Here is a 26,175-nt window from a genome sequence, read left to right as displayed (position 1 = left end):
TTATCACATCTCATTCGGCCAAATAGGACCATACACAGATTTCGGGGGGATATCGCCACGCGCTGCCCCCGCCCCTAGGGGGCGGGGGAGGAGGCCGAAGGCCGGGTGGGGTGGGGGTTATAGACTTCCCAGATTGGTGGAGACAGGGGAGGGGGGCAAGCCCCCCTCGCACCTAACGGTGCTCAAGCTCGCTCTCGCTCGCACTCCCCGTCAGCCCCTCCCCCAAGGGCGATAGCCACCACGGTCCAGTGTATCTGGTTATTCCTTGTTTTAACGGTCCAGTTCGTCGCAACATGACATAACAAGCGTCAAAAAAAAGGAACTGCACTGACACAGGGGAAGAGAAAACCTGTTCCTCACCCCTCAAACCCCTCATACAGTTCCACCACCCCGCCGATGACGATCACCGCCGGGGGCCGGACGCCTGCGGCTCGGGCTTTCTCGGCGACATCGGCGAGGGTCCCGACCGTCACCCGCTGGTCGGGCCGGAGGCCGCGCTCGATGATCGCGACCGGGGTTGCGGGGTCCTTGCCGTTCGCCGTGAGGGCGGCCGCGATCGCGGGGAGGTTTTTGACGCCCATCAGGATGACGAGGGTCCCCTTCAGCCGCGAGAGGACCTCCCAGTCCAGGGCGGACTCGGGCTTCGTCGGGTCCTCGTGGCCGGTGATGAACGTCACCTGCGACGCGTACCGCCGGTGGGTGACCGGGATCCCGACCATCTCCGGGACGGCGATGGCGCTGGTGACGCCCGGCACCACCTCAACCCTGATACCGTGTTCCCGGAGCGTCTCGATCTCCTCCCCGCCGCGGCCGAAGAGGAAGGGGTCGCCCCCCTTCAGGCGCACGACGGTCTTGCCCGCCTTCACCCGCTCGACCATCAGCACCTCGATCTCGTCCTGCTCGAGGGTGTGGCTGCCGCCGTACTTCCCGCAGTCGATCCGTTCGGCGTCCTCGGGGAGCGTCGCAAGGATCTCCTCGCCCGGGAGCTGGTCGTAGAGGACCACGTCCGCCGTGTCGATCACCTCACGGGCCCTTATCGTCATGAGGCCGAGCCCGCCCGGCCCGGACCCGACAAGATATGCTTTTCCAGTCATGGTGTTATCCCCAGTGCCGCGTAGGCCTCCCGGATAAGGCCGCCCGCCTGCCTGCGCAGGGCCTGCCCGCACTCCCGGGCTTCGCCGACGGTCGAGATCCGCCGCTCAGTCCGCTCCCACCGGGAGCCGTCGAGCGCCAGCACCTCGGCAATCAGGTTCCCGTTCCTGCAGAAGATCCCCTGCGGGGTGAAGCATCCGCCGCCGACCTCCTCCATGACGGCCCGCTCGATCTCCACGTCGAGGCGGGTCGGTGCATGGTCGAGGGCCGCGAGTGCCTCGACGACGGCCGGGTCGTCCCGGCAGACGACCGCGACGGTCCCCTGGTTTGGGGACGGGACGAACCGGTCCGTGGGGAGGGGTTCCCCGGCAAGCCGGATGCCGAGGCGCTGGAGGCCAGCCTCCGCGAGGACGATGGCGTCGTATTGTCCCTCGCGGAGCTTCCGTAACCGGGTATCGACGTTCCCGCGGAGCTGCTTCACCTCAAGCGCCGGGGCGTCGCGGAGGAGCTGGGCGCGGCGCCGGGTGCTCGACGACCCGATGATGCGGACCGCATCGAGGGGGCACTCGTGCGCAAGGAAGTCGGCGGGAGAGTCCCGCTCGAGCACCGCGGCGCAGACCAGTCCTGCCGGCCGCTCCGCGGGAATGTCCTTCATGCTGTGCACCGCGGCGTCGATCTCGCCGCGGAGGATCGCGTCGTCGAGCGCCCGTACAAAGACCCCCTGTCCCCCGATGGCGTGGAGCGGAACGTTGGTCGCGGTGTCGCCCTCCGTCGTGATCGTGATGATTTCCGCCTCGATACCCCGGTCGGCGAGCATGCCGACCACCTTGTTTGTCTGTGCAAGCGCAAGCGCGCTTCCCCGTGTGCCTATGCGAAGAGACATGATCCGTATGCCTCCGCTATCTGTTTGATGTCCTGCGTTGTGTGTGCGGCCGAGAGGAAGTTCGTCTCGAACTGCGACGGCGGGAGGAAGACCCCGGTATCAAGCATCGCCTTCCAGAACCGCGAGAACGCTGCCGTGTCGCACTCCTTGACCTCACGGTAGTCCCGCGGGGCCGAGTCCCGGAAGAAGTGCTTGAAGAGCGAGCCTATCCTGACGAACGAGCCCTTGTGCGCGTCGACGGCGACCTCCCCGATCGCCCGCGTGGCCTCGTCGAGCCGCCGGTAGACCTCCGGGTGATCGTGAAGGTGGCGGAGGGTCGCGTACCCCGCCGCGAGGCTTGCCGGGTTGCCGCTGAACGTCCCCGCCTGGTAGACCGGGCCTGCGGGGGCGACCAGTTCCATGATATCGCGCCGTCCCCCGAACGCCCCGATGGGAAGGCCGCCGCCGATGATCTTGCCGAACGTGGCAAGGTCCGGCTTCACCCCATAGAACACCTCCGCGCCGCCGATCCCGACGCGGTAGCCGGTGATCACCTCATCGAGGATGAGGAGAACATCGTGAGCGGCGGTGATCTCCCTGACGTCGGCGAGGTAGTCTCCGTCAGGGAGGACCGGGCCGATATTCCCCATGATCGGTTCGAGGATGAACGCGGCGACGTCGTCGTTGGCGAGCAACGTCTCCAGCGCTTCGGGATCGTTGTAGGGGACCTGCCGGGTGTGCGCCACAAGGTCCGCGAGGACGCCGGCGGAGTCCGGCACCCCGAGGGTCGTCGCCCCCGACCCGGCCTTCACCAGGACCGCGTCGTGGGCGCCGTGGAACCCGCCTTCGACCTTGATGATGTCCTGTTTCCCCGTGTAGCCGCGGGCGAGCCGGATCGCGGCCATCGTCGCCTCAGAACCCGACGAGACGAACCGGACCATATCGACCGCGGGGTGGTCGGCGGTGATCATCCCCGCAAGGTCGAGTTCGAGCGGCGTCGGCGTCCCGTAGAGCCAGCCCTTCTCGAGCTGCCGTTCGATCGCCTCCCGGACTACCGGGTGCGCATGGCCAAGGATGAGGGGGCCGTAGCCGAGGCAGCAGTCGATCAGGTCGGCGCCGTCGACGGTCGCAAGGTGCGAGCCCGCGGCACGCTCGACGTAGAACGGGTTGGGCTTGATGGCCCGCACCGGGCTGCTGACGCCGCCCGGCATCAGGGTCTTTGCCCGCGCGAAGAGGTCACTGCTCTTCATCGAGCCACCTCGCTGCATCTTCTGCAAAGTAAGTGATGATCAGGTTGGCCCCGGCCCGCTTGATGGCGGTGAGGCTCTCGAGAGCGACGGCCCGCTCGTTCAACCATCCGCGCTCCGCTGCAGCCTTGATCATCGCGTACTCACCGCTGACCTGATAGGCCGCCACCGGCAGCCCGAACGCTGTGACGGCCGCAAGGATGTCAAGGTAGATCCCGGCCGGCTTGACCATCAGGATATCCGCCCCTTCGGCCGCGTCAAGCTCCGACTCCATCACCGCCTCGCGGGCGTTGCCCGGGCAGATCTGGTAGGTCGTCCGGTCCCCAAACGAGAACCCCGAGTCCGCCGCGTCGCGGAACGGCCCGTAAAGGGCGCTCGCAAACTTCGAGGAGTAGGACATGACGAGGACATCCGGGTATCCGGCGGCGTCGAGGGCGTGCCGGATCGCCTGCACCATCCCGTCGAGCATGCACGACGGCGCGACGATATCGGCGCCGCTCTCCGCGTGAGAGACGGCTATCTGCGCCATCAGGGCAAGCGAGGGGTCGTTTAAGAGGTCCGGGCCATCAGGGGTCTCCCCGACGATCCCGCAGTGGCCGTGGTCGGTATACTCACAGGCGCAGACATCGGTGATGACCACCATCTCCGGCAACCGCTCCTTGATCTTCCGGGCGGCCCGCTGGACGACGCCGTCGGCCGCGTAGGCGCCGGTTGCCTCGCTGTCTTTTGTGGCCGGAACCCCGAAGAGGAGCACCGCCCGGATACCGGCGTCCCGGAGGCGGGCACAGTAATCGGCGACGCCGTCTACCGGGTGCCGGGACTGCCCCGGCATCGAGGCTATCGGAAATGGTGTACTGATCGATTCGTCCACGAAGACCGGCGCAATCAGGTCGGTCTTCTGCAGTTCTGTCTCGCGGAGGAGCGGCTGGACGATTCGCCGCCGTATCCGTCTCATTCGTCGTTCTGGAAACATGGTTCTCCCCGGGTAATCGCCCTCATCAGGGCCTCTGCCGTTGCTATATCGCCGGATTCTGCGCACGCGCGTATGGACGCGGTCGCATCCGCGAGGAGCTTCTTCGTGAGCGCCCGCGTCAGGTCGTCGATGACCTCCGCCGTGCGGTCGTCCTCCTTCCCCAGGCGGGTAAGCGCCCGGTCGCGTTCACGCGCCCGGATCGACTCTGCCCAGGTGTAGAGGAGGGCGAGCGTCTCGTCGGCCGCGGTCCTCCGGAGGAGCCGGATGAAGTGGTCGAGTTCCTCGTCGATGATACCCCGTGCCCGGTCCGCTTCGCTCCTCCGGGAGTCCATGGCGGCGTCGTTGATGTTTTTGAGGTCGTCGATCGTGAAGAGATGCACGCCCTCGATCGAACGCACCCCCTCCTCGACGTCGCGGGGCTGGGCGATGTCGATGAGGACAAGGTGGCGGGGGTGCGGGTCGAGCGGCCAGAGCCGCTCCTCCATCGCCTTCCCGACCTCCTCGGCGCGGATGACCGGGTGCGGCGCGGCGGTGCAGGAGATGACGACGTCGGAGAGCGCGATGTAGCGGTAGAGGTCCTTGAAGTTGACCGCCCGCCCCCCGATCTTATCCGCAAGCATCACCGCGTGCTCATAGGTCCTGTTCGCGACATAGATGGCCGTGAGGCCCTTGACAGCGAGCGCCTGCGTCACCAGAAGCCCCATCTCCCCGCTCCCGACGACCAGGATGTGCCGGTCGCAGAGGCTGCCGAGGAGGTTCTCTGCAAGCGTCACGGCTGCAGAACCGACGGAGACCGCTCCTTGGTTGATCTGAGTCTGGCGCCGGACCCTGACCCCCACGTGCACCGCCTTGTTGATGCAGAGTTCGATGACGCTGCTCGCGGCCCCCGCCTCCTGTGCGGTCGCGAGCGCTCGCCTGAGTTGCCCGAGGATCTGGTCCTCGCCGACGACGAGGGAGTCGATGCCCGCGGCCAGTTCCAGGAGGTGATGAGCCACGGCCTCGCCCTCGATGACCGCAAAACCGCGTCTGCCCCGCTCCTGCAGGAACCCTTCAAGGCTCCGTGCGTCGCCCTGCACCAGGACCTCGACGCGGTTGCAGGTCTGGAGAAGGAGAGCGCCCTTGAACCGTTCCCGCGCCTCACGAAGGAGCGCCGCCTCGTCGGGGAACCGGAAAGCCTCGAGCGTGGCGATATTCGCGGTGTGGTGGTTCACGCTCGCGAGCGCGAGCGGGGTCGTGAGCGGTTCAGGCATGCAGGTACCTCTCGACCGCCATCGCGCGTGCCCGGTCGTAGTCGGCGGCGAGCGCCTTCCAGACCTCGTCGTCCTCGAGGATGCTCCAGAGGATGCGGGATCGCTCTGTCTGCACCGGTTCGGTCTCCCGGAGCATCGAGCGCACCTCTTCCTGCAGGTCGATCATCCGGTCAAGGTCCGCATACTCCTTCTGGAGCCTCATGCGGAGGTAGCGAGCGACGGCGGGGCTCTTTCCGCGGGTGCTGATCGCGACCAGGTAGCGGCCGCCCCGGACGACCGAGGGGATGATGACGTCCCCGGACTCACCGGCGGCGTTGTTGAAGAGGACGCCGGAACCGGCGCACGCCCGCCCGATACGGTCGTTGAGCCCCGGGTCCGGCGTCGCGGCCACCGCGAGGAACGCGTCCTCGAGGAGGGCGCGGAGCGCCGGATCCGGGAGGGTCGAGAGGTCGGCCTCCTGCCGCCTGATCGCGAGACCATCAAGGTTCGGTGAGAACGAACGGCTGATAACCGTCACCGCCGCCTCATGCTCAAAGTATGCAGCCTTTCGGGCACCGACGTCGCCTCCCCCGAAGATGAGCACCCTTTTGCCCTTCAGGTCAAGCATGAGAGGGATCATTCCTTCTATACTCTGGTGAACGGACTAGATTAAGGTGTTGAAAAACAGGTTCCCTCAGAAACCCGTGAGCATACGACACGTGGTCGGATCACCGGGAGCCGCTTGCCAAAACAAGGTATTAATGAGACGGAGATCATCTACGTGAGTGATATGGCTGAAAATATGTATGCATTCAGCAGACTGGACGGTGCCTTTCAGCGCACGAAAAGCCTGCTCTGGCCGATCAGATGGGGCGTCTGGCTTCGCCTGGCCCTGATTGCGCTCTTCGTGGGAGGGGGCGTCAGTTTCCCGAACACTTCCGGGTATACCTTCGACGAAGGCGACCTCCCGGCCGGCGTTGTGGAGTCTCTTCCCGATATCGCGCCGCTCATCGTGGCGTTCATCCTCATCGTGCTTGCGATCGCTCTCATCTGGTGGATCATCGGCACGGTGATGCAGTTCGTCTTCGTCGATATGCTCCGGACGGGTGATATTCATATCAGGCGCTTCTTTGGAGAACGGCTCGGCAAAGGAGTCCGGCTCTTTCTCTTCGAGGCAGCCCTCACGCTGATCCTGATCCTCGCCATGATGGCGTTCATCCTCATGCTCGTCGGGCTCGGGGGGTCGGGTGGCGGCGGTGTTGCATTCATCCTTCTGTTCATTCCGTTCATCCTGGTCGCAGCCCTCCTCTTCGGCCTCATCTTCCTCCTGACCCACGACTTCGTCGTCCCGATGATGATCCACGAGGACTGCGGGGTCATCGAGGGCTGGCGGCGGCTTATCGGGGTGATATCGGCCAACGTCTGGCAGACCGTCGTCTACGTCGTCACCAGGTTCGTGGTGGGCCTCATCGCCGGAATCGTGCAGGCGGTCCTGGTCATCCTCGCGATGCTGATCATCGCGATACCGTTCGTGCTCATCGGGATCGTCCTCCTCGCTGCAGCCCTGGCCAACTACGTGCTGCTCCTCGTCCTCCTCATCCCCTACCTCGTCGTCGCCGTCCCGGTTGCGCTCCTGATCGCGGTGCCGTTCGTCACGTTCTTCCGGTACTACGGGCTGCTGGTGCTTGAGGGGCTCACGCCGGAGTACCGCCTCCTCCCCGAATAACTCTTTTTTTTAGCCCGGAAGAAGAACCGTTTCGGTTATGTCATGACCTGTCGGCGGAGTTGCCCGTGGAAGAGAAAGACTCTTCCATTCATGAGACCATGAATCACGATCAGCAATGGTCGATATCGAGCCGCTGGTGATCCTTGCCCTGGCGCTGGGGCCGGGAGTATTCTGGGCGTGGTATTTCTACCGCAGGGACAAGTTGAATCCCGAACCGGCGGCGTTGATCGTGAAACTCTTCCTCCTCGGCGTCCTCGTCACGTTTCCCGTGGCCTTCGTCGAGGGATTCTTCGGCCTCTTCATCGCGTCCTCGCTGGCCATGGGCGCCGTCGTCGCGCCGATCGTCGAGGAATACGGCAAGTTCTGGGTCGTCCGACGGTTCGCTTACCCGAACACCGAGTTCGACGAACCGATGGACGGCATCGTCTACGCCGCCGCCGCCGCTCTCGGGCTTGCGTCGCTCGAGAACGTCCTTTACGTCTTTGCGGCATACGTGACGTCGCCGGAGCTCGCCCTCAGCACAATCGTCGTCCGGGCGATCTTCTCGGTCCCCGGGCACGCGCTTTTTTCCGGTGTCTGGGGCTACGCCCTCGGCCGGGCCAAGTTCGCGCCCGCAGAAGAGCGTTCGGGGATCGTCCTCCGGGGGCTTGCTCTCGGGATGGTGCTGCACGGCATCTTCAATTTCCTGCTCTTCTCCTCCGAGATCGTCGCCTACGCCATCGCTGTCTTCATTCTGGTCCTGACACCGGGGCTCTGGATACTTGCAAACCGAAACATCAGGCAGGCGCTCAACCACGGGGGACGGTGACTGCTCCCACGACTAAATTCGTGGGCATCTACGGATGTTATCCGAGAGATTGCAGCCCCAATCTCAAGATATTGATCGCCGCGTTCTGGTCCCGATCCAGTTCCAACCCGCAATGCGGGCAGGAGTGAACTCGGTCAGAAAGGTTCTTGACGACGATCAGGCCACATCGGGAGCACATCTGCGAGGTGTTTCTGGGGTTCACCACGATCACCTGCGAGCCAGCATCCTCCGCTTTGCTCGTTGTGATCGTGACAAACTGGTTCCAGGCCACATCGGCTATGTTTTTCGCCAGATAGGGGTTCTTTTGCATATCTCTGATATTCAGATCCTCGAACACAATCGTCCCGAACCTGTTCATCACCTTCCGGGAGGTTTGGTGAGCAAAATTGAGCCGTCTGTTGGCGATCCGTTCATGGACGTGTGCGACGATCTTCCGGGCCTTCTTCCGTTCAGGAGTGCCCTTCTCTGCCTTCGAGAGTTTCCTCTGCGCCTTGGCAAGAGCTTTCTCGTCGGTGCGGAAGAACCGAGGGTTCTCGATCTTCTCCCCATTCGAGAGCGTGGCGAAAGATTCGAGACCTACATCTACCCCGACTGCGGTCTCCTTCCTGGGTGCTGGATCGGGATCATACTCGACCGAGAAGCAGGCATACCATTTCCCGGTTGCCGACCGCCGGACTGTGAGGGTCTTAATCGTCCCTTGGATCGGGCGGTGGAGGACGATCTTCACATCCCCGATCTTCGAGAGGTTGAGCCGATCTCCGACGAACTTGAACCCGCCTTTCTCAGCCTGCGGGTACGTAAAACTGTCATATCGCCCCTTCCCCTTGAATCGAGGGTATCCGGGGTTCTCCCCGGCTTTCACTCGCCGGAAGAAGGCTTTGAGCGCGAGATCCACCCGAACCTGAACGTTCTGGAGGGTCTGAGCATAGACCTCCTTCAGTTCAGGCCGTTCGCGTTTCCACTGAGTCAGGATCTTGTTTGTCTCATACAGGGAGACAGAACGCTGTTCCTGTTCCCAGGCGGTCTTTCGCAATGCGAGCGTGTCGTTGTAAATCCACCGGCAAATCTCAAGTGTCCGCTCTAACTGGGTGACCTGAGATTTCGTCGGATAGATCCGGTAACGATACGTTCTACGGATTGTAACACTCTATCGACCTGTGCTTAGATATGGTTGTCGGTGGCATTCATCCCACGACGGAAGTCGTGGGCTCTCTGCCTGTTTGATCGTAGGCGCGCGACCGTCAGCATAGCGGGGATTCGTCCCGGGGAAAATCCGCTCCCGGACGAGATCCTGCAGCGACGGCACCGCCCGATCCGGGTCACGATTCGATAGGCTTATTAGCCAGAGAATCCCATGTTGTAAGGCACACAGTGCGAAAGCACAGTTGTGCGCCGATAGTGTAGTGGTTATCACTAGGCGTTGCCAACGCCTAAACCCGGGTTCGAGTCCCGGTCGGCGCATCCGAACACAGGTTCGATCCTTCTTTGATTTTTACCCCCGGGAGCGAAGCGTCGGTAATCGGCGCGGAATGTTAACCGCCTCATCGTTCTCCTTCTTCCTGTAACGAGGGCTCCTGCCGGCTGGAGCCTTTGGACGGGTGAAAGCCGGAGAAGAAGAACCTGGATTTCTCTACCGGCAGCATTGCCGATGCCGGGGTTGAGAAACTCCGGATGCCCCCATTTAAACGGGGGAGCGGTCACAGGAGCGAAAGAAAGTCCTCGACAGTCATGCCCGCATCGGCGATCAGGTTTCTTAGCGTTCCCCGCTTGAGTTCGGTATGAGCCGGGACAGAGAGGAGGGCCGGAGATGCGTGGTTGACCATAATGACATGGCTGCCGGTCTGGCGGGCAACCGTCCAGCCCATCTTAGAAAAGGCCTTAACGGCTTCTTTTCCTGATATAACCGGTAATTTTCCCATGAGTTACAACGCAACATCAGCCAGGTGTTCGCCGGGTTGCTGCGTCACCCGATCGTTGAGCACCTCAATACATCCGGAGATGGCATCTTTGATGTTCTCGAGGGCTTCTTCAACGGTCTCACCCTGCGAGTGACACCCGGGAATTGCGGGGCAACTCACAACGTATCCGCCGTCCTCCGGATCTTCCCTGACGATAACCCGAAATTTCATCTGTACGCACCAGATTATCTCTATGGTCTCCCGGAGTAATCAGGGTTTGCCCGGGCCTGATAAACCACCTTCGCAGGTTGCCCGGGAGACGCTTACTGTCAAAGATCGCATCCCATAGTCCCTGCGCAGCTTCGCACCTGCCGGATGCATCCATCGATCGGCGCGGAACCATTATCACCGTCACGGTCACTCTCCCGCTACAATGGGACTACGGCAGGGGCTCTCGCAGTTCGACCTGACGAATATCATCGTCGGGGCGATCGTCGGCGCCGACATCTACATCGCATCGGCGCTCACGGCCGGCCTGGTCGGCCCGTTCTCGATCGTCCTCTGGGCGGTGGCCGGGCTCTTCGCCATAGCGATCGCGATGGTCTTTGCCTACTGCAGTTACTACGTCCCCCGTGTCGGCGGGCCGTTCGCCTACGTCTCGGAGGCGTTCGACGACTTCTATGGGTACCTCGCCGGCTGGAGCATGTGGATCGCCGAACTCCTCGCTCTCCCGGTCTTTGCAATCGCGTTTGCAAACTACCTCCAGGCGCTCGTCCCCCTCACCCCGGTTGCAAAGGTCGCCGTCCGGGCGCTCTTCGTAGCGTCCCTGACGCTCGTCAACATCGTCGGTGTCCGGGCCGCAGGAAGGCTGAACGATGCCCTGACGCTCATCAAACTCTCTCCCCTGCTCCTCCTCGCCGTGACGGGGTTCGGCGTCTTCATCGTCCGGCCGGAGACGTTCGTCGGGAACTACACCCCGCTGCTCCCGCTCGGCCTGCAGAATGCTGCCCACGCTCTGGTCCTGATCTTCTGGGCATACGCCGGGTTCGAGCTGGGGACGCTCCCGGCCGGCGAGGTCGAGAACCCGCAGAAGGCCATCCCCCGCGCCATCGTCACCGGGATGCTGATCGTCTCCTTCTTCTACCTCTCGACGAACTTCGTGCTCTTCGGGGTCGTCAACTGGACCGAACTCGACCAGAGCACCGTGCCGCTCGTCGTCGCCGGCACCGCCCTCTTCGGGTCGGCAGGAGCGCTCATCATGACGGTCGGCGCCCTCTTCTCGGTGGCCGGGTCGGACGAGTCGGGGATGCTCGGCAGCGCACGGCTCGCGTACGCGATGGCGATCGACGGGCTCTTTCCCCGTGCGTTCGCGAAGATTCACCCCCGCTACAATACGCCTTACGTGGTCCTCATCATCCAGGGAGCGATCGCCTTCGTCCTCTCGAGCATTGGAAACCTTCCCGGGCTGATATCCTTCGCCGTCCTCAACCTCGCGTTCTCGTTCCTGCTCACCTGCTTTTCCCTCATCGTTTTACGGAGCGACGGCGCTGCGGACCTCCGCGGCCAACACCTCCTCCCCCTTGCCGGCATCGCGATCTGCCTCTTTCTCCTCTTCTCAACCACAACCTTCGATAAGGTTACGGGGGTCCTGGTCATCCTGGCGGGTATCCCGATCTACCTCTATTACTCACCGAAAACCGATATCCGTCATCTCAAAGACGTCTTTCTCTCCGAGGAGGCCGTATTCCTGCGGCGTCTCGAGGCGAAGGAGACGTATCTCGCAAACCTCCTGGCCCTCACCCACACGGTCTTCCGGAGGATCCGGCGGCGGGGCAGCCGCGAACCTGGAGCGAGGTAGCACTCACCGCGCCCGGCCCGACCCCAGCAGCCGCGCCATCTACACCGTCGCCACGGCCCTGCACTTCCCGATCACCGACGACGACCGGGTCGGGCGCCGGGCGCTCTCCGCGGTCCCCGCCGGCGGCGTAACGAGGAGGTTTTGGCCGTATCACGCAAAGGGATGCTTCGCGGTATCCTTCCGGGCGAGCACCTTGCTCAGCGTCGGGGGCCTTGCGGGAAGGTTCGGGGTGAGGACGGCCAGGAGCGGCGTGTGGCCCCGTGCGGGCGATGCGAGCGCCGTGACGAACGCCTCTTCCACGCTGCTCCCCTTCTTGATGACAAAGTCGACATGGACAACCTCCGGCCCCTCCCGAACCATACCCTTATATTTCCCGCTCCGTATTATAGTCGAAAGCGCAACTGCCTCTGCAGTTGTGCCTTCTCCAGGTCTCAGCGGAACGCATCCTCCCTGGAGAGAGGGGCGCGTTGCGGATGCACCGGATCTATCGGGGGGCTGTCGTGGACTCGATCAGGGTTGCAATTATCGGTGTCGGGAACTGTGCCAGTTCGCTGCTTCAGGGCATTGAATACTACCGGGGAGGGAGCGAAGAGAGTGCAATCGGGTTGATGCACTGGAACCTCGGCGGCTATCTGCCGTCCGATATCAACGTGGTAGCGGCATTCGACATCGATGCAAGAAAGGTCGGGAAAGACGTCTCGGAAGCCATCTTTTCACCCCCGAACTGCACAACCGTCTTCTGCCCCGCAATACCGAAGACCGGCGTGACCGTCCGGATGGGCCGGGTGCTGGACGGCTTTCCCGAACATATGCTGAGTTACAAGGAGGAGTGCAGGTTCGTGCTCGCCGATGAGGAGGAGGCATCTCGTGAAGAGGTCATCCGGGTGCTCGAAGACTCGGGCGCAGAGATGCTGCTCAACTACCTCCCTGTGGGATCGGAGGAGGCTGTACGGTTCTATGCCGATTGTGCTCTCGAGGCGGGGGTCGGCCTCATCAACAACATGCCGGTCTTCATCGCAAGTGACCCTGCCTGGGCAGAGAGGTTCTGCGCAAAGAGGCTTCCGGTCATCGGCGACGACGTCAAGGCGCAGCTCGGGGCGACGATCACCCACCGGGTTCTCGCCGACCTCTTCCGGCAGCGGGGGGTGAAACTGGACAGGACCTATCAACTGAACACCGGCGGCAACACGGACTTCCTGAACATGTTGAACAGGAGCCGTCTTGCCTCAAAAAGGGAGTCCAAGACCCAGGCGGTGCAGTCGGTCCTCGATATGCCTCTTGATGACGATGATATCCACATCGGTCCGAGCGACTACGTCTGCTGGCAGAAGGACAACAAAGTCTGTTTCCTCCGGATGGAAGGAAGGCTCTTTGGGAACATCCCCATGAACCTCGATCTCCGCCTCTCCGTCGAAGATTCGCCCAACTCCGCCGGGATCGTCATCGATGCGATCCGGTGCTGCAGGCTCGCCCTTGATAGGGGGATCGGCGGCGTGCTGACATCTCCGTCCGCCTACTTCATGAAACATCCCCCGGTGCAGGTCAGGGATGACGAAGCTCACCGTATGACCGAGGAGTTCATCCGGGGCGTACGGCGCGACTGAAGGCCGGGGCTTCACTCGATGAGGACGAGGCCGACCGACGTAATGTCGCCGTGGACGATCTTGCCGTACTCAAGGTTCCTGCAGGGGATGACGTGCAGGTCCCACCCGGCCTTCCGGGCGGTGGCGAAGACGTCGATCCCGGCACCCCCCATGGTCGGGCGGACGAGGTCCATGTGCCGGCAGAGCCTGCGGATGCTCTCGTCAACGACTCCTTCGTGCTCCTCGGCGACACAGTGCAGGTGCTCGCAGTGAACTACCCCCGCGCAAGCGGGGGACTTCCTGCTTCATCCTCCTCCCTATTGGGAGCGAGTCCACAGGCTCTTCGGCGCGTTCCGCGCCTGCAAGTGCAAACTGTTTGATATTAATCGCGGCGTTCAAGTCCCGGTCGTGGTGCGTGCCGCATTCGGGGCAGGCCCACTCCCGGTCCTTCAGTGTCAGATCGGTCTTCCAGTATCCGCAGACCGAACAGGTCTTTGATGAGGGCTCGAACATCCCGATCTTCAGCAGGGTTTTCCCGGCTTCCTGACACTTGTATGCCAGCATCGAGACAAAAGAACCCCACCCGGCGTCGCTGATTGCTCCCGCGAGAGAATGGTTCTTCACCATGCCGTCCACGTTCAAGGACTCCACGGCCAGTGCTTGGTTTTCGCGGACCAGTCGAGAAGAGAGCTGGTGCTGGAAGTCCCGCCGTTGGTCGGCAATCTTCTGGTGACACCGGGCAACCTTGAGCCGGGCCTTGCCACGGTTCCGGGAACCCTTCTGCTTGCGGTCGAGCCGGCGCTGGAGCACGGCTAACCGCGTTTGCGTGTTCTTGAGATACTTCGGGTTCGCTACCTTCTCCCCGGTCGAGAGAACGGCATAGTGCGTGAGACCCAGGTCGATCCCGACTGTCTGGTCCGGGATCGGATCGGCAGGGTGCGGGGGCTTCCTGCCGTCCTCGACCACGATGCTGATGAAGTACCGACCGGTCGATCTGCAGATGATCGTCGCAGTCTTCATCCTGCCTTCGAACCGGCGGTGGAAGACGGTTTTGATCGCACCGATCTTCGGGAGTTTTACCGTTCCCTGCTCGAAGTCCACGGTATACGACTGCGGCACCGTGAACGCCTGTTCGGGGGCGTGCTTCTTCTTGAAGGTCGGCTCGTCGGCGCGCCCCTCGAAAAAGTTCGTGAACGCACGGGAAAGGTGATGGATCGATTGCTGCAACGACTGGGCGTTGACTTCTTTCAACCAGGGCAACTCCGCTTTGAGGGCAGGAAGCTGCTTCATGAGGTCGTACCCGGACAGGCTGATCCCGTCGTCGTGATATGCCAGATTCTTGCGGTCGAGCGCCCAGTTGTACACATACCGGCAGCATCCGAGATGCTTGGCGATCAGGACTTCCTGATCCCTCGTGGGATAGAGCCGGTACTGGTACCGCCGCAGCATACGATACTGTCGTATGGAGTCTCCTCCAGCATAAAGAAGAGCCGCACGGGGCGAAAGTGAACAGACGTTGGGGTGCCGCGTTCACCTCCCCGTGCGGAGGGAGCCCTCCCGCTCTGCCAGTCGCACCTCCGGTGCTCAAGTTCCGCTCCTTCAACCCCGCGGAGGGTAGATGCAGGGGTATCCCCCAAACCCGAACGCCTTCGGGAAAACGTCGTAGAAAGCCGTCTTTTCAAGAAGATGTACCGTCGAGTTCACCCAGAGGATGAGATCGCGGAAGAACGGGTGGAAGTCGAGGGGGATCTCGTCGGGTTTCAAGTCCGGGTGGCCGGGGACGCCCTCAAAACGGAGGAGGATGCCGGTGCTGTACTCGGCGAGCAGCCGGCGGGTCTCGTCGAGTGCGGGGGCATACGGCGGGCAGGACATGTGTTTCCCGTAGCCTTTGCACCCGAACCGGCACTTGAACCGCACCCATTCCGCAACGACGACATCGCGGGCCGCTATCCGCCGTGCCTCCGCACCACGCTCCCGCGCGAGCGCGGAGAGCCTCTCGATCTCTTCCTCAAGTTTGCTTCTCACTGCGCTTCCCCCCGGTGAGGGTATCTGCCGTATCTGGGTATTTATAGGTAGCGCGAGGGGGATGAGGGTCGGGATCCTGCTTTTTGGGGACGGATACCGCCGGTTAACGGATCGAATGGAAGAAACGGGCCCTCACGTCGATGCTTCCCACCCGGCGCAGACGTCCCGCTCGGGGTCGAGGAGGACGTCGTGCGGGAGCCCGATGAGCGCGACGGCCGCGAGCGCCCCGATGACGCCACGGCCGCCGTGGAGGCGGATGCCAAACCGTTCGGCGGTTGCCTCCGCCGCTTCCCGGGTGAGCACCGTCTCTCTCGCGCTCCTGCCGTAGGCCCGGAGCGCACCGGGTGTCCGGAACCCCTGCCGGACGGCGATCCCCCAGCCGGGGGAGACCGCCTCGCCGGCGACGAACCGCACGGCCGCCTCCTCGATCTGCGGCACCTGGCCGGGCTCCACCGCGAGTTCGATGTAACTGCAGGAGTTTCCGGCGGTCGCGCCTTCGAGCCGCGGGTTGAGCATCGCCACGCGGTGGCCGATCGGCATGACGCCGTCAAGCTTCGCGAGGTGCTGGAGGAGGGCGAGGGCAAGGGCGAACGTCGCGCCCTCGCCCTCTACATCGGTGTCGTCGATCCCGATGGCGACGTAGGCGAGCGCCCGGGTGATCACCTCGCCCTCGACCACCGCTCCTTCACGGTGGACGGTGACGCCGCAGACCCCCTCTGCAAAGGACATCATATCGGTGAGCGAGTAGGCCGGACCGCCGATGCACCGGATGTACTGGTGGATGTAGTCGCCATCATGGAAGACACCGACGATCCCGACCGCCGGCGCCGGGTCGAGCCCGACGGCGACGTCCCGACGGCCGAGGAGCGCCCGCTCCCGGAGCAGGGTCCCGTCGCGGCGGACCGACTGCAGGGCGCCGCCGGCGCGGGCGTGGTGGAACTCGCAGAAGGCGGCGCAGCCTCCGCTCATGCACTCGTGGTAGATCTCGACCTCGCTGCCGTCGACGGTGGTGAAGACCCGGCGGCAGGCGCTCTCCGGTATCACGCTGCTTGCCGCATACCGGGCCGCGTGCCGTCCTCGCTGCTCCTCCGTGAGGAGGACGCACCCCTCTTCGATGAGGCGGTTCACCCAGTCCTGGACAGTGCTCCGGGGGGTATCGAAGGCCTCAGCAATGTCGGCTACCGTGAAGTAGCCTCGTTCAAGCGTCAGCTGGCGCATCAAGCGCAGGTACTGTCTTCTCCGTTCAAGAACCCTGGACATGCCGCTCCCGGATAGCGAGGAGGTCGCCGATCACGGCACTGGCGGTCTCGATGGAACCCGCGCCCTTCCCGATGAACGTGAGGTCCCCGGCGAGGTCCGCCTCCACGGTGACGGCGTTGAGCGTTCCTTCGACGACGAGCGGGTGGGCCTTCGGGATGATCCGCGGAGAGACGCGGAGCACCCCGGCACCCGGGATGATCTCGCCGATCAGCCGGATGGTGCAGTCCTGGTCCTCCGCAAGCTGCAGGGCGTCGGGTGTCAGGAGGGTGATCCCCGTCCTCTCTACGTCGTCGAGCGTTGCATGCATATCAAGGACGGTGTTTGCGAGAATGACGAGTTTGATCGCCGCGTCGATCCCTTCGACGTCGTAGGTGGGGTCCGCCTCGGCGTACCCGAGTTCCCGCGCCTCGGCAAGGGCCTGCTCGTAGGTGAGGCCTTCTGCGGCCATCCGGGTAAGGATGTAGTTGCAGGTGCCGTTGAAGACGCCGGAGAGCCGGGAGATGGTGTTCCCGGCAAGCCCCTCCTGTATCGCATGGATGAGCGGGATCGCCCCGCAGACCGTCGCCTCGTACTTCAGGAAGACGCCGTTTGCCGCCGCAAGCGCCCGGAGTTCAGGGTAGGCGATGGCGATCGGGCCTTTGTTTGAGGTGACGACGTGCTTGTGCCGCCGGAGGGCCGCCCGCATGTGGCCCAGCGCCGGCTCGGCGGTCTCCACGTTCGTCGGGGTCACCTCGACGAGGACGTCGTACTCCGCCTTCGCCACCACGTCCGCGGGGCTGACATCCGGGCGGCCGCAGGGGCCGCCCTCCTCCTTTCTGGCGAGCGCCGCTAGAAGGTCGATCCCGCCGGCGTCGATGATGCCGCTTCGCGAGTCGGCAAGGCCGGTGACGGTGATATCGAGGTCTTTTGCAAGGATCGTCCGGACGATGCCCCGGCCGACGGAACCCAGCCCCAGGAGCGCGATCCGCATCATGCACCCTCCAGGGGCTCGATGATGAGGAGGCTCTTCCGCTCCGCGACGCCGCGGAGGATCCGGATCGCCTTTGCCATCTCTGTCCGGGTGGTCGAACGGATGGTGATGCGGGCCGACGAGGGGGCATTGATCGCCGGCATAACGAGGGAGAGCCCCGTCACCTCGGCCGAGCCGGTCCGGTCGATAGAGTCGACCGTGTCGGAGAGGTCCGTGTGCATCAAGTGGCCGATCATGATCAGGGTGCACTCGTAGAGGAGCCGCTCCTCGCCGATGCGCACGACGCTGACGCCTTGCTCCCTGAGGAGTTCAAGGAGGTTGTCGAGACGCCCCTCGGGGAGTTCCAGGACGATCTGGACGTCCAGCGTCTCTGTGGCCGCCGGGGTCTCTCTCTGGTGGATGACCGCTATGATGTTTCCCCCGACGGCCGAGATCGGTTTGAGAGCCGCGACCAGCTGTCCGGGCCGGTCTTTCATCTCGAGCTTCATGGATACCTGCAAAAAACCACCTGCTGAAGAGTTGACCTGCCGGGGAGATAAGCCTTGTACCCCAGAACGGACCTATCGACGGGAGGGGGTGCCGCAAAAAAGGGTGGGGAGAGCCGTGCTGTTACCGCACGGACCCGGGCGCCCCGGCGACGATCGTGAGAGCCCGGGCAAACTCCGGGAGGATCTCGGCGGGGATGCCCATGACGAGCTCGCCGTCCTCGATGCCGGAGAACCGGCGCGAGCCGTCGCACCCGAGGGAGTAGTTGATCCGGCCGGTGAGGTAGGGCTGCGCGGTCGCGTCCGCGCAGACCGACTGGATCCCCGACATCCCGGACTCGATCCGTCCGCCGAGCTGGTAAAGCGTGGCCTGCGCGAGTTTGAGCATCGTCCGCGGGTTTGCAATGATGATGACGACGTGCGGGTCAAACGGCGTCTTCTCAAGCGGGGCATAGACCGTCGCGTAGGTCTCGAGTTCGGGGACGTGCGGCACCTGCTGGATGGTCCGCATGCAGGCGGCCCAGCTCTCGAACTTGCCGAGTTTGTAATAGAACTCCCCCGTTCGAAGACTCTGCGTGAGTTCCTTCAGCCCGAGGGCCCAGCCGCCTCCCATGCAGACGTGTTTCTCGGCGGTCGCGTAGAAGATCTCGCCGTCGAGACGGGCCCGGCTGACCATCTGGCAGTGGCGGACCGTCTCCTCGATCGGGCCGACCGATTCGGGGATGCCTTCGGGACTCTTTGCAAATTTTACCGCGACCGGTGACCCCCGGAGGTCGAGGGTCTTCTTCAGCGTCTCTGCGATCTCCGCATAGGAGAACTCCGTGCGCATCTGGTCTTCCATGATCATACTCACTCCAGTGTGCAGATAGTCCCCGCGGTCGCTCATAAAATCTCGGTTTGCGGTATGACGGGATCAGAGGTTGCGCAGTTTATGGTTCACCTTCTCAAAGAAGGGTTTGCCCGTATGGACGAAGAGAGCGGGATCGGCCGATTTCTTGACCGTGACCGTGACCTCCTTCTCCAGTTCAAACGGGCTCTGCCCGTCGATGACGAGGTGCGCCGGCTTATCGGTCTCAAGGGTGATCGCAAGATCCCTCCCGGTGCTGATGAGGCGGGGACGGGACGAGAGCATGTAGGGTGCGAGCGGTACGAGAAGGTATCCCTCGATCCTGGGATCGACGATCGGCCCCCCCGCGCTCATGGCGTAGGCGGTCGACCCGGTCGGGGTCGATATGAGCAGGCCATCGGCCCTGAACTCTTCTGCAGGCGTCCCGTCGACGTAGACGCCGAACCGGAGCATCTTCGCCGGCCGGTCAGTGACGATGACCGCCTCGTTGAGAGCGTCGCCGAACCGCCGCCCGTTAACAGAGAGGCTGATCCTCAACCGGCGTTCGACCTCAAAGCCGCTTTTGTGGGCTGCGAAGAACGCGCGCGCTTCGGCGGGCTCCAGGTCCGCAAGGAACCCCACCTCGCCCCAGTTAATCCCGAGGACCGGAACCTGCTTCTTCATCTGGTGGACGGTGAGGAGGACCGAACCGTCACCGCCGACGACCACGACAAGGTCACCGGCGAGCTCCTCAAACGGTATGCCCTCCTTCTTCCCGATATGCCTCGCTGTGCCCTCTTCGAAGACGACGTCATGTCCCAGGCCTTCGAGCTCCCGGGCAAGTTCCGCGGTGTAGCGGAGCGCATTCTCATCGTCGATGCGCGATACCAGCACGATCTTCATACGCAACCCTACCTCAGGTACTCGATGACTTTGTTATGCACGATCCCGTTCGTGGCGACGAGGCTCCGGCCGACGGCGACCTCGTCGGGGAAGACGAGGGCGTTCCCCTCGAGATCGGAGACGGTGCCGCCGGCCTCCTCGCAGACCAGCATCCCGGCCGCCGCGTCCGTGACGCGGAGCGTCCCCCGCAAGTCGACGAAGCCGTCGATGCGACCGCACCCGACGTAACAGAGTTCGAGCGCCGATGCACCGAGGAGGCGCCACCGCCGGATGTGCCGGCCGAGCCCGAGAACGCGGGCCGGGTCGGACTTGCGGCCGCCGTAGACGCTCATGGCGCTCTCCTGGAGGAGCGATGAACTCGAGACACGGATAGGGTGCCCGTCGAGGAAAGCGCCCCGCCCCCTGACGGCGTGGAACGTCTCGTTCGTGGCAAGGTTACGGACGTATCCCTGCTGGACGACACCTTCTTCTGCATACGCTATGGAGAGAGCGTAGAAAGGGATCCCGACGACGGCGTTGTAGGTGCCGTCGACCGGGTCGAGGAAGATGGTGCCTCTCTCCCCGCCCATATCGGCGCACCCGAGTTCCTCGCTGATCAGCCGCCGGCAGCACGGGTGGCTCCGGAAGTAGTCTACGACGATATCCTCTGCGACCTGGTCGATCAGTTTCGTGGGCGTGCCGTCCGCGCCCATCTTCACGAACTCTCCTGCTTCCGGCGTTCCGACCATGCCGGCTACAGCATCAGAAACAGCCCCCGCCAGGTCGTCACACGCACGGATGAACTCCATCAAAAATTCCTCATAACATACCTTGTTCTACGGTGTATTTATGTAATGTAATCCAGATACATTAATCACGCGTTTATCGAGTGAGACAATATGAAGGAACAAACAGAAGTTGGAAAGCTGAAAGAGGGACGCTACGTCGTCATTGAAGATGAGCCTTGCAAGATTGTCTCCATCGCTATCTCCAAGCCCGGGAAGCACGGGGCAGCAAAGTCCCGGATCGACTGCATCGGCATCTTTGACGGTGTGAAGCGCTCGGTCGTCCAGCCGGTCTCGGCGAAGACTTACGTCCCGGTGGTGGAACGCAAGATTGCGCAGGTCATATCGATCGCCGGCACGACCCTTCAGCTCATGGACGTCAAGGACTTTGAGATGTTCGAACTCACGGTAACCGAAGACCAGGTCGGCGGCCTGGAACCCGGCCAGGAGATCGCCTACATCTCGTCCCTGGGTAAGAAGAAACTTGAGTGACGTGTTCTGGCTCTCGAAGACGGGCATGCACGAGCTCGCCCATCTCCATTTTGCGGATGCGGATGCGTCCTACGAGGACGCCCGCTATGCCGTCTTCGGCGTCCCCTACGACGCCACGACGTCGTTTCGGCCCGGGACACGGTTTGGCCCCCGGGCGATCCGGGAGGTCTCGCTCAACTTTGAGTCCTACGAACCCTCGACCGGGATAGACTTCTGCGAGGTGCCGGTCACGGACCTCGGCGACCTTGCGGTCTTGAAGGTCCCGGAGGATCTCGTGGGCCAGGTGGCCGACGTCGTGAGCGATATCGCCGGCGACGGGAAAGTGCCGGTGATGCTCGGCGGCGAGCATACCGCGACGGTCGGTGCGGTCAGGGCGGTGGCGCCGGAGGTCTACGTCGTCTGCGACGCGCACCTGGACCTGCGGGACGAACTCGACGGGACACCCTACAGCCACGGGTGCGTCACCCGGCGCGTCCTCGATGGGGTCGGGGACGTCGTGATCATCGGCGCCCGGAGCGGTGATGCCGAGCAGTTCGCGGTTGCGGCCGAGGAGACACGGCTGTATACCGCCGATACGGTGCGGGAGCGGGGGATCGGCGCCGTGCTCCAGGAGGTGCGGGAGCATATCGGGGAGAGGAGGACCTACCTCTCGATCGACGCCGACGCGATCGACTGCTGCTTCACCCCCGGCCTCGGGACGCCCGAGCCGTTCGGGATGACGCCGCTCGATATCCGGGAGGTCGTGCGGACCCTTGCCCCGCAGGTCGTGGGGTTCGACTACGTGGAGGTCGCCCCGTTCGACTCCGGCCAGACGGCGGCGGTGGCGGCGCAGATGGTGCGGGAGTTCATCGCCCGGCATTGGGTTGCCGGGCGGTGAAGGGCCCCGGGCTTTTTTTCGGCGGTCTGTTTTCGCCACACCTCGTCGAAGGTCGGGGGGTCTACGGGGTGCAGGAAAACCCCCGGGCTTTAGCCCGGGGAGAGTGCCAGAGCAGAAGGACGCTACCCCGCGGAACACCGGACCCGGTATCGGCACTACGTTTATTATGCCGAACTGCACACATCTCAAATGATTTGAGGTGAGCGCCATGTTAGTCGAGTTTAAAATATTCTATTACGATGGAGGGTGGACCGCTCGTGCTACAGATCACGGTATCATCACAGAGGGAGAGACTATCGGCGAACTTGTCGATAACATCATAGAGGCAACAGAACTCTACTTCGAAGGCGAGATCGAAGAGAGAGAGCAGATCACAATCACCGTTACGACCGAACCGGTGCCCGACTTCATCCTGGAACTCGACGAAGGTGACCCCGAACCACTCAGTCAGCACTTTGAATGCCAGTTCACCGTCGATCGCAATGCCAAGGCGACCGGTTGTTAGCGGATTCAAGCTCGTCAAATTCCTCAAATCTCTTGGTTACACATATATCAGGCAGACAGGAAGCCATGTTCAGATGGTTACCCGGAAAGACGACAGAAATTTTCATGTCGTCGTTCCCCTGCACAACGAACTAAGGGTCGGAACACTGTATTCGATACTCGACGAGGTCTCAAAAGCAACTGGAATACCCCGGAATGAGTTGATTGAGGCAATCAGATAACCCCTCTGATTCCAAAGGATTGTAGCGAGGAGGCTTTCGGCTGCCTCGTCCAGTTCCCGGAGGTGCCCGAGGATCCCTTCATCCATATCAGGCCCTCGTGAGCAGAACCCGGTCAAACCAGTCGAGCGTCTCCGCATAGTCGAGGTAGAGGGAGAGCACACCCGCCTCGTACCGGATCCTCCTCTCCCGGTCGCGGGAGAATATGAGTCTGCCGCTCTTGATGACCTCATGCTGCAAGGAGATGGGAACGGTGTTGAGGATCTTCACATCGGCCTCAAAGCGATAACAGAACCCTCGTTCGAGCTCCCGCTCGATCTTCCTCGCGAACCGCATCGCCTGGTACGGGGCGGGTTCTCCGGTGACGAGGACCGCCACGTCCACGTCGCCAAAATCCTCCCTGCAGAACGAGCCGAAGACGTACCCCATCTCTATCTCGTCACATCCGGCGAGGACCGTATGGATGATATGGAGAACCTCTTCTTTCTCCTCTGCCCCCAGCAGATGGCGCCGCCTCATACCGTCGTATATCTTCCCGCATCGCATATCATCCCTTCCCGGTTCCCGCCGGCAGCCGAGCCCCTTCTTCCCGTCGCGGAGTGCCTCTCCGGTCGACCGGTCCGCGGCGGCGCTCCTGTCGGCAGCCAGCGGGGTGCCTGCGCGGATGAGCGTGAGTTGACGGGAGAGGCTGGCGGCACCCGGGTGCAAAACGATCGCGTCTATCCTTACTTATTGTGTGCCCACATACGTCTCCGGCACCTGGAGCTTCAGGTGGTAGCCGTCGATGCACCGGGTGTTGATGACGAAGTAGTAGTCGTGGTTCCCCTCGTAGAAGGTGTGCACCCACTGCTGCTTCTTGAGGTCGGGGTTCTCCTTTGCCGAGAGGAACTCGGAGAGGCGGAGGGTGACGATCTTGACGAACCGGTTCGGGTCCTGTGCATCCACGATCTGGCAGTTGAAGAACGGGATCTCGTCGTTTGAGGTCGTGATATCAGAATAGTCGAGCCGCCAGAGAGGGAACGGGACCCGGACGATCCCGGTGGTCCCGGACCACTGCCCCTCGATCGTCGCGTAGGTCACCCAGCGGGCGGGGGTGGAGGCGTTCACCGGCGGCGGGCTGGTCAGGTTCTGGTGAGGCGTCGCCCCGGCCGGAATCTGGTAGGTCCCGGGGTCGACGAACCCGATCGGCTGCGGCTTCCCGTCCCAGGTGGGGACCGGGGTGGGGGTCGGCACGGTGGTTCCCGGGGGTATCGTGGGTGTCCACGCCGGGGTGACCGTCGTCGGCTCCGGCTCCCCGGCCCACGGGAGCGGCTCGCCGGTCGTCGCCGGTTTGATGACGAGAGCGATCACGAGGACGATCGCGATCGCCAGAGTGACGTATAGGAAATCCTGCTTCTCCGCCATGACCTCGACCTCTTCACCGGTTAGGAACGGCCTGTGCGGCACCCCCTCCCTTCCGGTCACCGGCAGCGGGCCGGTGTGGAATATTTCCTGCGCGGAAATATCTTGCCGGAAAATCGGGGGTTGATTGCACGATATTTTCCGTTATCCTTAGTATTACACCTCCGGATACAAATATTTGCTGATCCTGGCCGGGTGCGGCAAACGGCGGATTTTACTCATTATTTCAGGGAATAGACCGTTCTCGAATCCCCGGGAATAAAGATACTTTTATATGCTAGTTTGCATATAGTCTCCACTGAACCGTAATAGCCCAGATGAGGCGCTCATTCATGGAACGATCGTTCATGATGGATTCATTCGGGCTCCGGTAACAGGAGGAAACGTTTCATGAGTAAATTCGTGAGAAACGAAGATGCATTTACCGGCCTCGAGGCGGCGATCGTCCTGATCGCGTTCGTCGTCGTCGCGGCTGTATTCTCGTACGTTATGCTCGGGGCCGGGTTCTTCGCAACCGGCGAGGCGCAGAGGACCGTGCATACCGGCGTGGGGCAGGCAACCTCGAACCTTGAGGTGTCAGGACCGGTGGTTGTGACGGCTGAGAGCTCGGCAAATCCGGAAAAACTGAGCAAGATCAGCTTCTTCCTGCAGCTTGCTGCCGGGGGGGCATCGGTGGATATGGAAAAGGTGACCTTCACCGTATCGACGACCGATGATCTGAAGACCTACGAGTTTGAGGGGGTAGACGATGTGTGGTACGTGGATGGAGTTACGCAAGATGAAACCTCTGAACCTCCGCAAAACAACATGCTCGACAAATTCGAGATGGTAAAGATCACAATTCCAGGCTCAACGCCCGGTTCCACGACATTCCCTACTATCAACACGAACGACCGGTTCACCGTTGAGGTCAAGCCCGACATCGGCGCAGCGCTCCCGATCAACCGTATAGCACCGCCGGACTTCCAGTCGAACTACAATTACGAGGTCTACTGAGGTGAATGAGAATGATGAAACTGTTTAAGAATGAGGATGCATTCACCGGGCTTGAGGCGGCGATCGTCCTGATCGCGTTCGTCGTCGTGGCCGCGGTCTTCTCGTACGTTATGCTCGGTGCCGGGTTCTTCGCAACCCAGGAGGCGCAGCAGGTCGTCCACACAGGCTCGCAACAGGCCAGTTCCAGCCTGGAGATCATCGGCAACATCTATGGGCGTGCCACTAGCAGCGGGAGTGAGCTTGGCTCCATTGAGTTCACTGTCGGAAATACTGCGGGCGGCACGCCGATCGATATCAGCCAGATGCTGGTGACGTTCACCAGCGGAACGGTGTCAGAGGTCATAACGTATGACAAGGATAGCTCCGTCGTGAGTGGTGGGAGTGGTACGCCCTCTACGCCCTCTGCTGGTACCTGGGCTGTCAATAATACCTACAATGATATCGGCGACACTAAGAATCATCTCCTCGAACCGGGAGAGCAGTTTGTGTTGAAGATCGTGTTCCCCGATACTGTAGAGTTGAAACCCAACACTCCGTTCTCCGTGAACCTTCAGCCGGCGGTCGGTGCAGTCTACCCGATCAAGAAGACCGTACCGGCATATCTAAACACAGTGAACACTCTCTAGCGGTGAACGCTTACCTACAATCCTTTTTTTATCTTTCAAGTATTGGTGCAGTAATTTTGTAGGAGCCGCGGCCTGCAACGGATCCAACCCGGTGAACATGTCAGCCGGGCACGTGTATCCCCGGAGCCGGCAGCCTGATCGACCTCGACGGTTCCAACCCGGTGAACATGTCAGCCGGGCACGTGTATCCTGCTACGCCTGCCTCCATCCAGCGCTCATAGGAAGAGTGCGGAAACGAGAGGATAAACGGAACTGACAGCATGATCTCAGAGATCTTCTCCCTCCGGCACGACGAGACCCGGAGAGGCGTAGCAGGCTCAACAACGATCAATCTCAGGACCCACCACCTGCTCTCCCGCCAGACGATTCGGGAGACAGATGCATCGTCCCACCCCGACCGACAGCACATTGCCGCGACATGCAACCCACTGTGGGTGTGATCTACCAGGTAAAGCGCTCGATTGGTGCGGTTATTGACCATATCAACATCGGCTCAATATGCCCCTCTTCTCATATCAAGTTCGGGGGACGACCCCATATAAGCGCGACGAG

At 62.5% G+C, this 26,175-nt stretch carries 32 protein-coding genes and 1 tRNA gene; 12 read left to right on the top strand and 21 right to left on the bottom strand.

The window, feature by feature from the left end; all coding sequences use genetic code 11:
• Nucleotides 1–356 precede the first annotated feature (356 nt).
• Genes cobA through BRA49_RS08940 form a run of 6 tightly spaced genes read right to left on the bottom strand, consistent with a single transcriptional unit; the run spans nt 357 to nt 6,031 of the window.
• Nucleotides 357–1,094 carry a uroporphyrinogen-III C-methyltransferase gene (gene cobA / locus BRA49_RS08965; protein ID WP_292385330.1) on the bottom strand — a complete coding sequence of 246 codons (738 nt, stop codon included), beginning with the start codon at nt 1,092–1,094 and terminating at the stop codon, nt 357–359.
• Nucleotides 1,091–1,975 carry a hydroxymethylbilane synthase gene (gene hemC, locus BRA49_RS08960; protein ID WP_292385328.1) on the bottom strand — a complete coding sequence of 295 codons (885 nt, stop codon included), beginning with the start codon at nt 1,973–1,975 and terminating at the stop codon, nt 1,091–1,093. Before hemC ends, cobA begins: the two co-directional genes overlap by 4 nt.
• Nucleotides 1,960–3,204 (bottom strand): glutamate-1-semialdehyde 2,1-aminomutase, encoded by a 1,245-nt coding sequence (gene hemL, locus BRA49_RS08955; protein ID WP_292385326.1) that lies wholly within the window; start codon nt 3,202–3,204, stop codon nt 1,960–1,962. Before hemL ends, hemC begins: the two co-directional genes overlap by 16 nt.
• Complete coding sequence (hemB, locus tag BRA49_RS08950; protein WP_292385324.1) at nt 3,191–4,174, bottom strand: porphobilinogen synthase; 984 nt, start codon at nt 4,172–4,174, stop codon at nt 3,191–3,193. The genes hemL and hemB overlap by 14 nt, the downstream gene beginning before the upstream one ends.
• On the bottom strand, nt 4,153–5,424 hold the full coding sequence (hemA, locus tag BRA49_RS08945) for a glutamyl-tRNA reductase (RefSeq protein ID WP_292385322.1): 1,272 nt from the start codon (nt 5,422–5,424) through the stop codon (nt 4,153–4,155). Before hemA ends, hemB begins: the two co-directional genes overlap by 22 nt.
• On the bottom strand, nt 5,417–6,031 hold the full coding sequence (locus tag BRA49_RS08940; RefSeq protein WP_292385320.1) for a precorrin-2 dehydrogenase/sirohydrochlorin ferrochelatase family protein: 615 nt from the start codon (nt 6,029–6,031) through the stop codon (nt 5,417–5,419). Before BRA49_RS08940 ends, hemA begins: the two co-directional genes overlap by 8 nt.
• Before the next feature lie 162 nt (nt 6,032–6,193).
• On the opposite strand from BRA49_RS08940, the gene BRA49_RS08935 reads away from it, so the two are divergent.
• Together BRA49_RS08935 and BRA49_RS08930 are read left to right on the top strand one after the other, a co-directional pair.
• Nucleotides 6,194–7,129: a DUF7544 domain-containing protein gene (locus tag BRA49_RS08935; RefSeq protein ID WP_292385318.1), complete on the top strand. Its 936-nt coding sequence runs from the start codon at nt 6,194–6,196 to the stop codon at nt 7,127–7,129.
• Nucleotides 7,130–7,244: 115 nt separating this feature from the next.
• Nucleotides 7,245–7,937, top strand: coding sequence for a PrsW family intramembrane metalloprotease (locus tag BRA49_RS08930; protein WP_292385316.1), 693 nt, complete (start codon nt 7,245–7,247; stop codon nt 7,935–7,937).
• Nucleotides 7,938–7,974: 37 nt separating this feature from the next.
• On the opposite strand, the gene BRA49_RS08925 is transcribed toward BRA49_RS08930, so the two are convergent.
• Entirely contained in the window at nt 7,975–9,075 is a 1,101-nt protein-coding gene (locus tag BRA49_RS08925; protein WP_292385414.1) for an RNA-guided endonuclease InsQ/TnpB family protein, read from the bottom strand.
• 251 nt (nt 9,076–9,326) lie between these two features.
• Between BRA49_RS08925 and BRA49_RS08920 the strand changes: the two genes are divergently transcribed.
• A tRNA-Gly gene (locus BRA49_RS08920) sits at nt 9,327–9,398 on the top strand.
• A gap of 236 nt (nt 9,399–9,634) precedes the next feature.
• On the opposite strand, the gene BRA49_RS08915 is transcribed toward BRA49_RS08920, so the two are convergent.
• Nucleotides 9,635–9,856: a type II toxin-antitoxin system HicA family toxin gene (locus BRA49_RS08915; protein ID WP_292385314.1), complete on the bottom strand. Its 222-nt coding sequence runs from the start codon at nt 9,854–9,856 to the stop codon at nt 9,635–9,637.
• Nucleotides 9,857–9,859: 3 nt separating this feature from the next.
• Nucleotides 9,860–10,066: a type II toxin-antitoxin system HicB family antitoxin gene (locus BRA49_RS08910; protein ID WP_292385312.1), complete on the bottom strand. Its 207-nt coding sequence runs from the start codon at nt 10,064–10,066 to the stop codon at nt 9,860–9,862.
• Between the two features lie 202 nt (nt 10,067–10,268).
• Here BRA49_RS08910 and BRA49_RS08905 point away from each other — a divergent pair, with 202 nt between their 5' ends.
• A complete protein-coding gene (locus tag BRA49_RS08905; protein ID WP_292385310.1) occupies nt 10,269–11,693 on the top strand; it encodes an amino acid permease in 1,425 nt (474 codons plus the stop codon).
• 150 nt (nt 11,694–11,843) lie between these two features.
• On the opposite strand, the gene BRA49_RS08900 is transcribed toward BRA49_RS08905, so the two are convergent.
• Nucleotides 11,844–12,053: a formaldehyde-activating enzyme gene (locus BRA49_RS08900; protein WP_292385308.1), complete on the bottom strand. Its 210-nt coding sequence runs from the start codon at nt 12,051–12,053 to the stop codon at nt 11,844–11,846.
• 113 nt (nt 12,054–12,166) lie between these two features.
• Here BRA49_RS08900 and BRA49_RS08895 point away from each other — a divergent pair, with 113 nt between their 5' ends.
• A complete protein-coding gene (locus BRA49_RS08895; protein ID WP_292385306.1) occupies nt 12,167–13,297 on the top strand; it encodes an inositol-3-phosphate synthase in 1,131 nt (376 codons plus the stop codon).
• Between the two features lie 11 nt (nt 13,298–13,308).
• Here BRA49_RS08895 and BRA49_RS08890 read toward each other — a convergent pair whose 3' ends face one another.
• From BRA49_RS08890 to BRA49_RS08850, 9 genes are all read right to left on the bottom strand, one after another.
• Nucleotides 13,309–13,491 carry a DUF2284 domain-containing protein gene (locus BRA49_RS08890; RefSeq protein WP_292385412.1) on the bottom strand — a complete coding sequence of 61 codons (183 nt, stop codon included), beginning with the start codon at nt 13,489–13,491 and terminating at the stop codon, nt 13,309–13,311.
• Nucleotides 13,492–13,498: 7 nt separating this feature from the next.
• A complete protein-coding gene (tnpB, locus tag BRA49_RS08885) occupies nt 13,499–14,725 on the bottom strand; it encodes an IS200/IS605 family element RNA-guided endonuclease TnpB (RefSeq protein ID WP_292385304.1) in 1,227 nt (408 codons plus the stop codon).
• 150 nt (nt 14,726–14,875) lie between these two features.
• Complete coding sequence (locus tag BRA49_RS08880; protein WP_292385302.1) at nt 14,876–15,301, bottom strand: DUF2284 domain-containing protein; 426 nt, start codon at nt 15,299–15,301, stop codon at nt 14,876–14,878.
• A gap of 132 nt (nt 15,302–15,433) precedes the next feature.
• Nucleotides 15,434–16,561 carry a helix-turn-helix domain-containing protein gene (locus tag BRA49_RS08875; protein ID WP_292385300.1) on the bottom strand — a complete coding sequence of 376 codons (1,128 nt, stop codon included), beginning with the start codon at nt 16,559–16,561 and terminating at the stop codon, nt 15,434–15,436.
• The gene (locus tag BRA49_RS08870; RefSeq protein ID WP_292385410.1) at nt 16,545–17,531 is read right to left on the bottom strand and encodes a homoserine dehydrogenase; all 987 of its coding nucleotides are present in this window, start codon (nt 17,529–17,531) and stop codon (nt 16,545–16,547) included. Before BRA49_RS08870 ends, BRA49_RS08875 begins: the two co-directional genes overlap by 17 nt.
• Nucleotides 17,531–18,019: an amino acid-binding protein gene (locus BRA49_RS08865; protein ID WP_292385298.1), complete on the bottom strand. Its 489-nt coding sequence runs from the start codon at nt 18,017–18,019 to the stop codon at nt 17,531–17,533. The genes BRA49_RS08870 and BRA49_RS08865 overlap by 1 nt, the downstream gene beginning before the upstream one ends.
• A gap of 121 nt (nt 18,020–18,140) precedes the next feature.
• On the bottom strand, nt 18,141–18,857 hold the full coding sequence (locus BRA49_RS08860) for a DUF169 domain-containing protein (RefSeq protein WP_292385409.1): 717 nt from the start codon (nt 18,855–18,857) through the stop codon (nt 18,141–18,143).
• Between the two features lie 72 nt (nt 18,858–18,929).
• The gene (locus BRA49_RS08855) at nt 18,930–19,745 is read right to left on the bottom strand and encodes an NAD(+)/NADH kinase (protein WP_292385296.1); all 816 of its coding nucleotides are present in this window, start codon (nt 19,743–19,745) and stop codon (nt 18,930–18,932) included.
• 8 nt (nt 19,746–19,753) lie between these two features.
• Entirely contained in the window at nt 19,754–20,533 is a 780-nt protein-coding gene (locus BRA49_RS08850) for a bifunctional fructose-bisphosphatase/inositol-phosphate phosphatase (RefSeq protein WP_292385294.1), read from the bottom strand.
• Nucleotides 20,534–20,623: 90 nt separating this feature from the next.
• Here BRA49_RS08850 and BRA49_RS08845 point away from each other — a divergent pair, with 90 nt between their 5' ends.
• From BRA49_RS08845 to BRA49_RS08830, 4 genes are all read left to right on the top strand, one after another.
• Nucleotides 20,624–21,001 (top strand): translation initiation factor IF-5A, encoded by a 378-nt coding sequence (locus BRA49_RS08845; RefSeq protein WP_292385292.1) that lies wholly within the window; start codon nt 20,624–20,626, stop codon nt 20,999–21,001.
• Nucleotide 21,002: 1 nt separating this feature from the next.
• Nucleotides 21,003–21,878, top strand: a complete 876-nt coding sequence (speB, locus tag BRA49_RS08840; RefSeq protein WP_349680905.1) for an agmatinase — start codon at nt 21,003–21,005, stop codon at nt 21,876–21,878.
• Nucleotides 21,879–22,077: 199 nt separating this feature from the next.
• Nucleotides 22,078–22,383, top strand: a complete 306-nt coding sequence (locus tag BRA49_RS08835; protein WP_292385290.1) for a type II toxin-antitoxin system HicB family antitoxin — start codon at nt 22,078–22,080, stop codon at nt 22,381–22,383.
• A complete protein-coding gene (locus BRA49_RS08830) occupies nt 22,361–22,603 on the top strand; it encodes a type II toxin-antitoxin system HicA family toxin (protein ID WP_292385288.1) in 243 nt (80 codons plus the stop codon). The genes BRA49_RS08835 and BRA49_RS08830 overlap by 23 nt, the downstream gene beginning before the upstream one ends.
• 87 nt (nt 22,604–22,690) lie before the next feature.
• On the opposite strand, the gene BRA49_RS08825 is transcribed toward BRA49_RS08830, so the two are convergent.
• Together BRA49_RS08825 and BRA49_RS08820 are read right to left on the bottom strand one after the other, a co-directional pair.
• The gene (locus tag BRA49_RS08825; RefSeq protein ID WP_292385286.1) at nt 22,691–23,308 is read right to left on the bottom strand and encodes a nucleotidyltransferase domain-containing protein; all 618 of its coding nucleotides are present in this window, start codon (nt 23,306–23,308) and stop codon (nt 22,691–22,693) included.
• 21 nt (nt 23,309–23,329) lie between these two features.
• The gene (locus BRA49_RS08820; RefSeq protein ID WP_292385285.1) at nt 23,330–24,004 is read right to left on the bottom strand and encodes a hypothetical protein; all 675 of its coding nucleotides are present in this window, start codon (nt 24,002–24,004) and stop codon (nt 23,330–23,332) included.
• A gap of 387 nt (nt 24,005–24,391) precedes the next feature.
• Between BRA49_RS08820 and BRA49_RS08815 the strand changes: the two genes are divergently transcribed.
• The 3 genes from BRA49_RS08815 (at nt 24,392) to BRA49_RS08805 (ending at nt 26,063) form a co-directional block, all read left to right on the top strand.
• Nucleotides 24,392–24,997 carry an archaellin/type IV pilin N-terminal domain-containing protein gene (locus tag BRA49_RS08815; protein ID WP_292385283.1) on the top strand — a complete coding sequence of 202 codons (606 nt, stop codon included), beginning with the start codon at nt 24,392–24,394 and terminating at the stop codon, nt 24,995–24,997.
• 11 nt (nt 24,998–25,008) lie between these two features.
• On the top strand, nt 25,009–25,623 hold the full coding sequence (locus BRA49_RS08810) for an archaellin/type IV pilin N-terminal domain-containing protein (protein WP_292385282.1): 615 nt from the start codon (nt 25,009–25,011) through the stop codon (nt 25,621–25,623).
• A 260-nt stretch (nt 25,624–25,883) separates the two neighbouring features.
• Nucleotides 25,884–26,063, top strand: coding sequence for a hypothetical protein (locus tag BRA49_RS08805; protein ID WP_292385280.1), 180 nt, complete (start codon nt 25,884–25,886; stop codon nt 26,061–26,063).
• Nucleotides 26,064–26,175: the final 112 nt, after the last annotated feature.

The sequence above is a fragment of the Methanoculleus sp. UBA430 genome (assembly GCF_002506585.1).
Taxonomy (GTDB): Archaea; Halobacteriota; Methanomicrobia; order Methanomicrobiales; family Methanoculleaceae; genus Methanoculleus.
Note: the sequence above shows the minus strand (reverse complement) of the source record. Positions and strands in the feature narration are given on the sequence as shown.

Coding starts and splice junctions, on each gene's coding strand:
- BRA49_RS08815 (WP_292385283.1), top strand. CDS start 24,392: ATGAGTAAATTCGTGAGAAACGAAGATGCATTTACCGGCCTCGAGGCG.
- BRA49_RS08905 (WP_292385310.1), top strand. CDS start 10,269: ATGGGACTACGGCAGGGGCTCTCGCAGTTCGACCTGACGAATATCATC.
- BRA49_RS08935 (WP_292385318.1), top strand. CDS start 6,194: ATGGCTGAAAATATGTATGCATTCAGCAGACTGGACGGTGCCTTTCAG.
- BRA49_RS08845 (WP_292385292.1), top strand. CDS start 20,624: ATGAAGGAACAAACAGAAGTTGGAAAGCTGAAAGAGGGACGCTACGTC.
- BRA49_RS08865 (WP_292385298.1), bottom strand. CDS start 18,019: ATGAAGCTCGAGATGAAAGACCGGCCCGGACAGCTGGTCGCGGCTCTC.
- BRA49_RS08930 (WP_292385316.1), top strand. CDS start 7,245: ATGGTCGATATCGAGCCGCTGGTGATCCTTGCCCTGGCGCTGGGGCCG.
- BRA49_RS08850 (WP_292385294.1), bottom strand. CDS start 20,533: ATGGAGTTCATCCGTGCGTGTGACGACCTGGCGGGGGCTGTTTCTGAT.
- BRA49_RS08910 (WP_292385312.1), bottom strand. CDS start 10,066: ATGAAATTTCGGGTTATCGTCAGGGAAGATCCGGAGGACGGCGGATAC.
- BRA49_RS08820 (WP_292385285.1), bottom strand. CDS start 24,004: ATGGCGGAGAAGCAGGATTTCCTATACGTCACTCTGGCGATCGCGATC.
- BRA49_RS08830 (WP_292385288.1), top strand. CDS start 22,361: ATGCCAAGGCGACCGGTTGTTAGCGGATTCAAGCTCGTCAAATTCCTC.
- BRA49_RS08900 (WP_292385308.1), bottom strand. CDS start 12,053: ATGGTTCGGGAGGGGCCGGAGGTTGTCCATGTCGACTTTGTCATCAAG.
- tnpB (WP_292385304.1), bottom strand. CDS start 14,725: ATGCTGCGGCGGTACCAGTACCGGCTCTATCCCACGAGGGATCAGGAA.
- hemA (WP_292385322.1), bottom strand. CDS start 5,424: ATGCCTGAACCGCTCACGACCCCGCTCGCGCTCGCGAGCGTGAACCAC.
- BRA49_RS08810 (WP_292385282.1), top strand. CDS start 25,009: ATGATGAAACTGTTTAAGAATGAGGATGCATTCACCGGGCTTGAGGCG.
- BRA49_RS08805 (WP_292385280.1), top strand. CDS start 25,884: ATGATCTCAGAGATCTTCTCCCTCCGGCACGACGAGACCCGGAGAGGC.
- cobA (WP_292385330.1), bottom strand. CDS start 1,094: ATGACTGGAAAAGCATATCTTGTCGGGTCCGGGCCGGGCGGGCTCGGC.
- BRA49_RS08915 (WP_292385314.1), bottom strand. CDS start 9,856: ATGGGAAAATTACCGGTTATATCAGGAAAAGAAGCCGTTAAGGCCTTT.
- BRA49_RS08870 (WP_292385410.1), bottom strand. CDS start 17,531: ATGCGGATCGCGCTCCTGGGGCTGGGTTCCGTCGGCCGGGGCATCGTC.
- BRA49_RS08895 (WP_292385306.1), top strand. CDS start 12,167: ATGCACCGGATCTATCGGGGGGCTGTCGTGGACTCGATCAGGGTTGCA.
- hemB (WP_292385324.1), bottom strand. CDS start 4,174: ATGTTTCCAGAACGACGAATGAGACGGATACGGCGGCGAATCGTCCAG.
- BRA49_RS08940 (WP_292385320.1), bottom strand. CDS start 6,031: ATGCTTGACCTGAAGGGCAAAAGGGTGCTCATCTTCGGGGGAGGCGAC.
- BRA49_RS08855 (WP_292385296.1), bottom strand. CDS start 19,745: ATGAAGATCGTGCTGGTATCGCGCATCGACGATGAGAATGCGCTCCGC.
- hemC (WP_292385328.1), bottom strand. CDS start 1,975: ATGTCTCTTCGCATAGGCACACGGGGAAGCGCGCTTGCGCTTGCACAG.
- BRA49_RS08875 (WP_292385300.1), bottom strand. CDS start 16,561: ATGTCCAGGGTTCTTGAACGGAGAAGACAGTACCTGCGCTTGATGCGC.
- BRA49_RS08860 (WP_292385409.1), bottom strand. CDS start 18,857: ATGGAAGACCAGATGCGCACGGAGTTCTCCTATGCGGAGATCGCAGAG.
- hemL (WP_292385326.1), bottom strand. CDS start 3,204: ATGAAGAGCAGTGACCTCTTCGCGCGGGCAAAGACCCTGATGCCGGGC.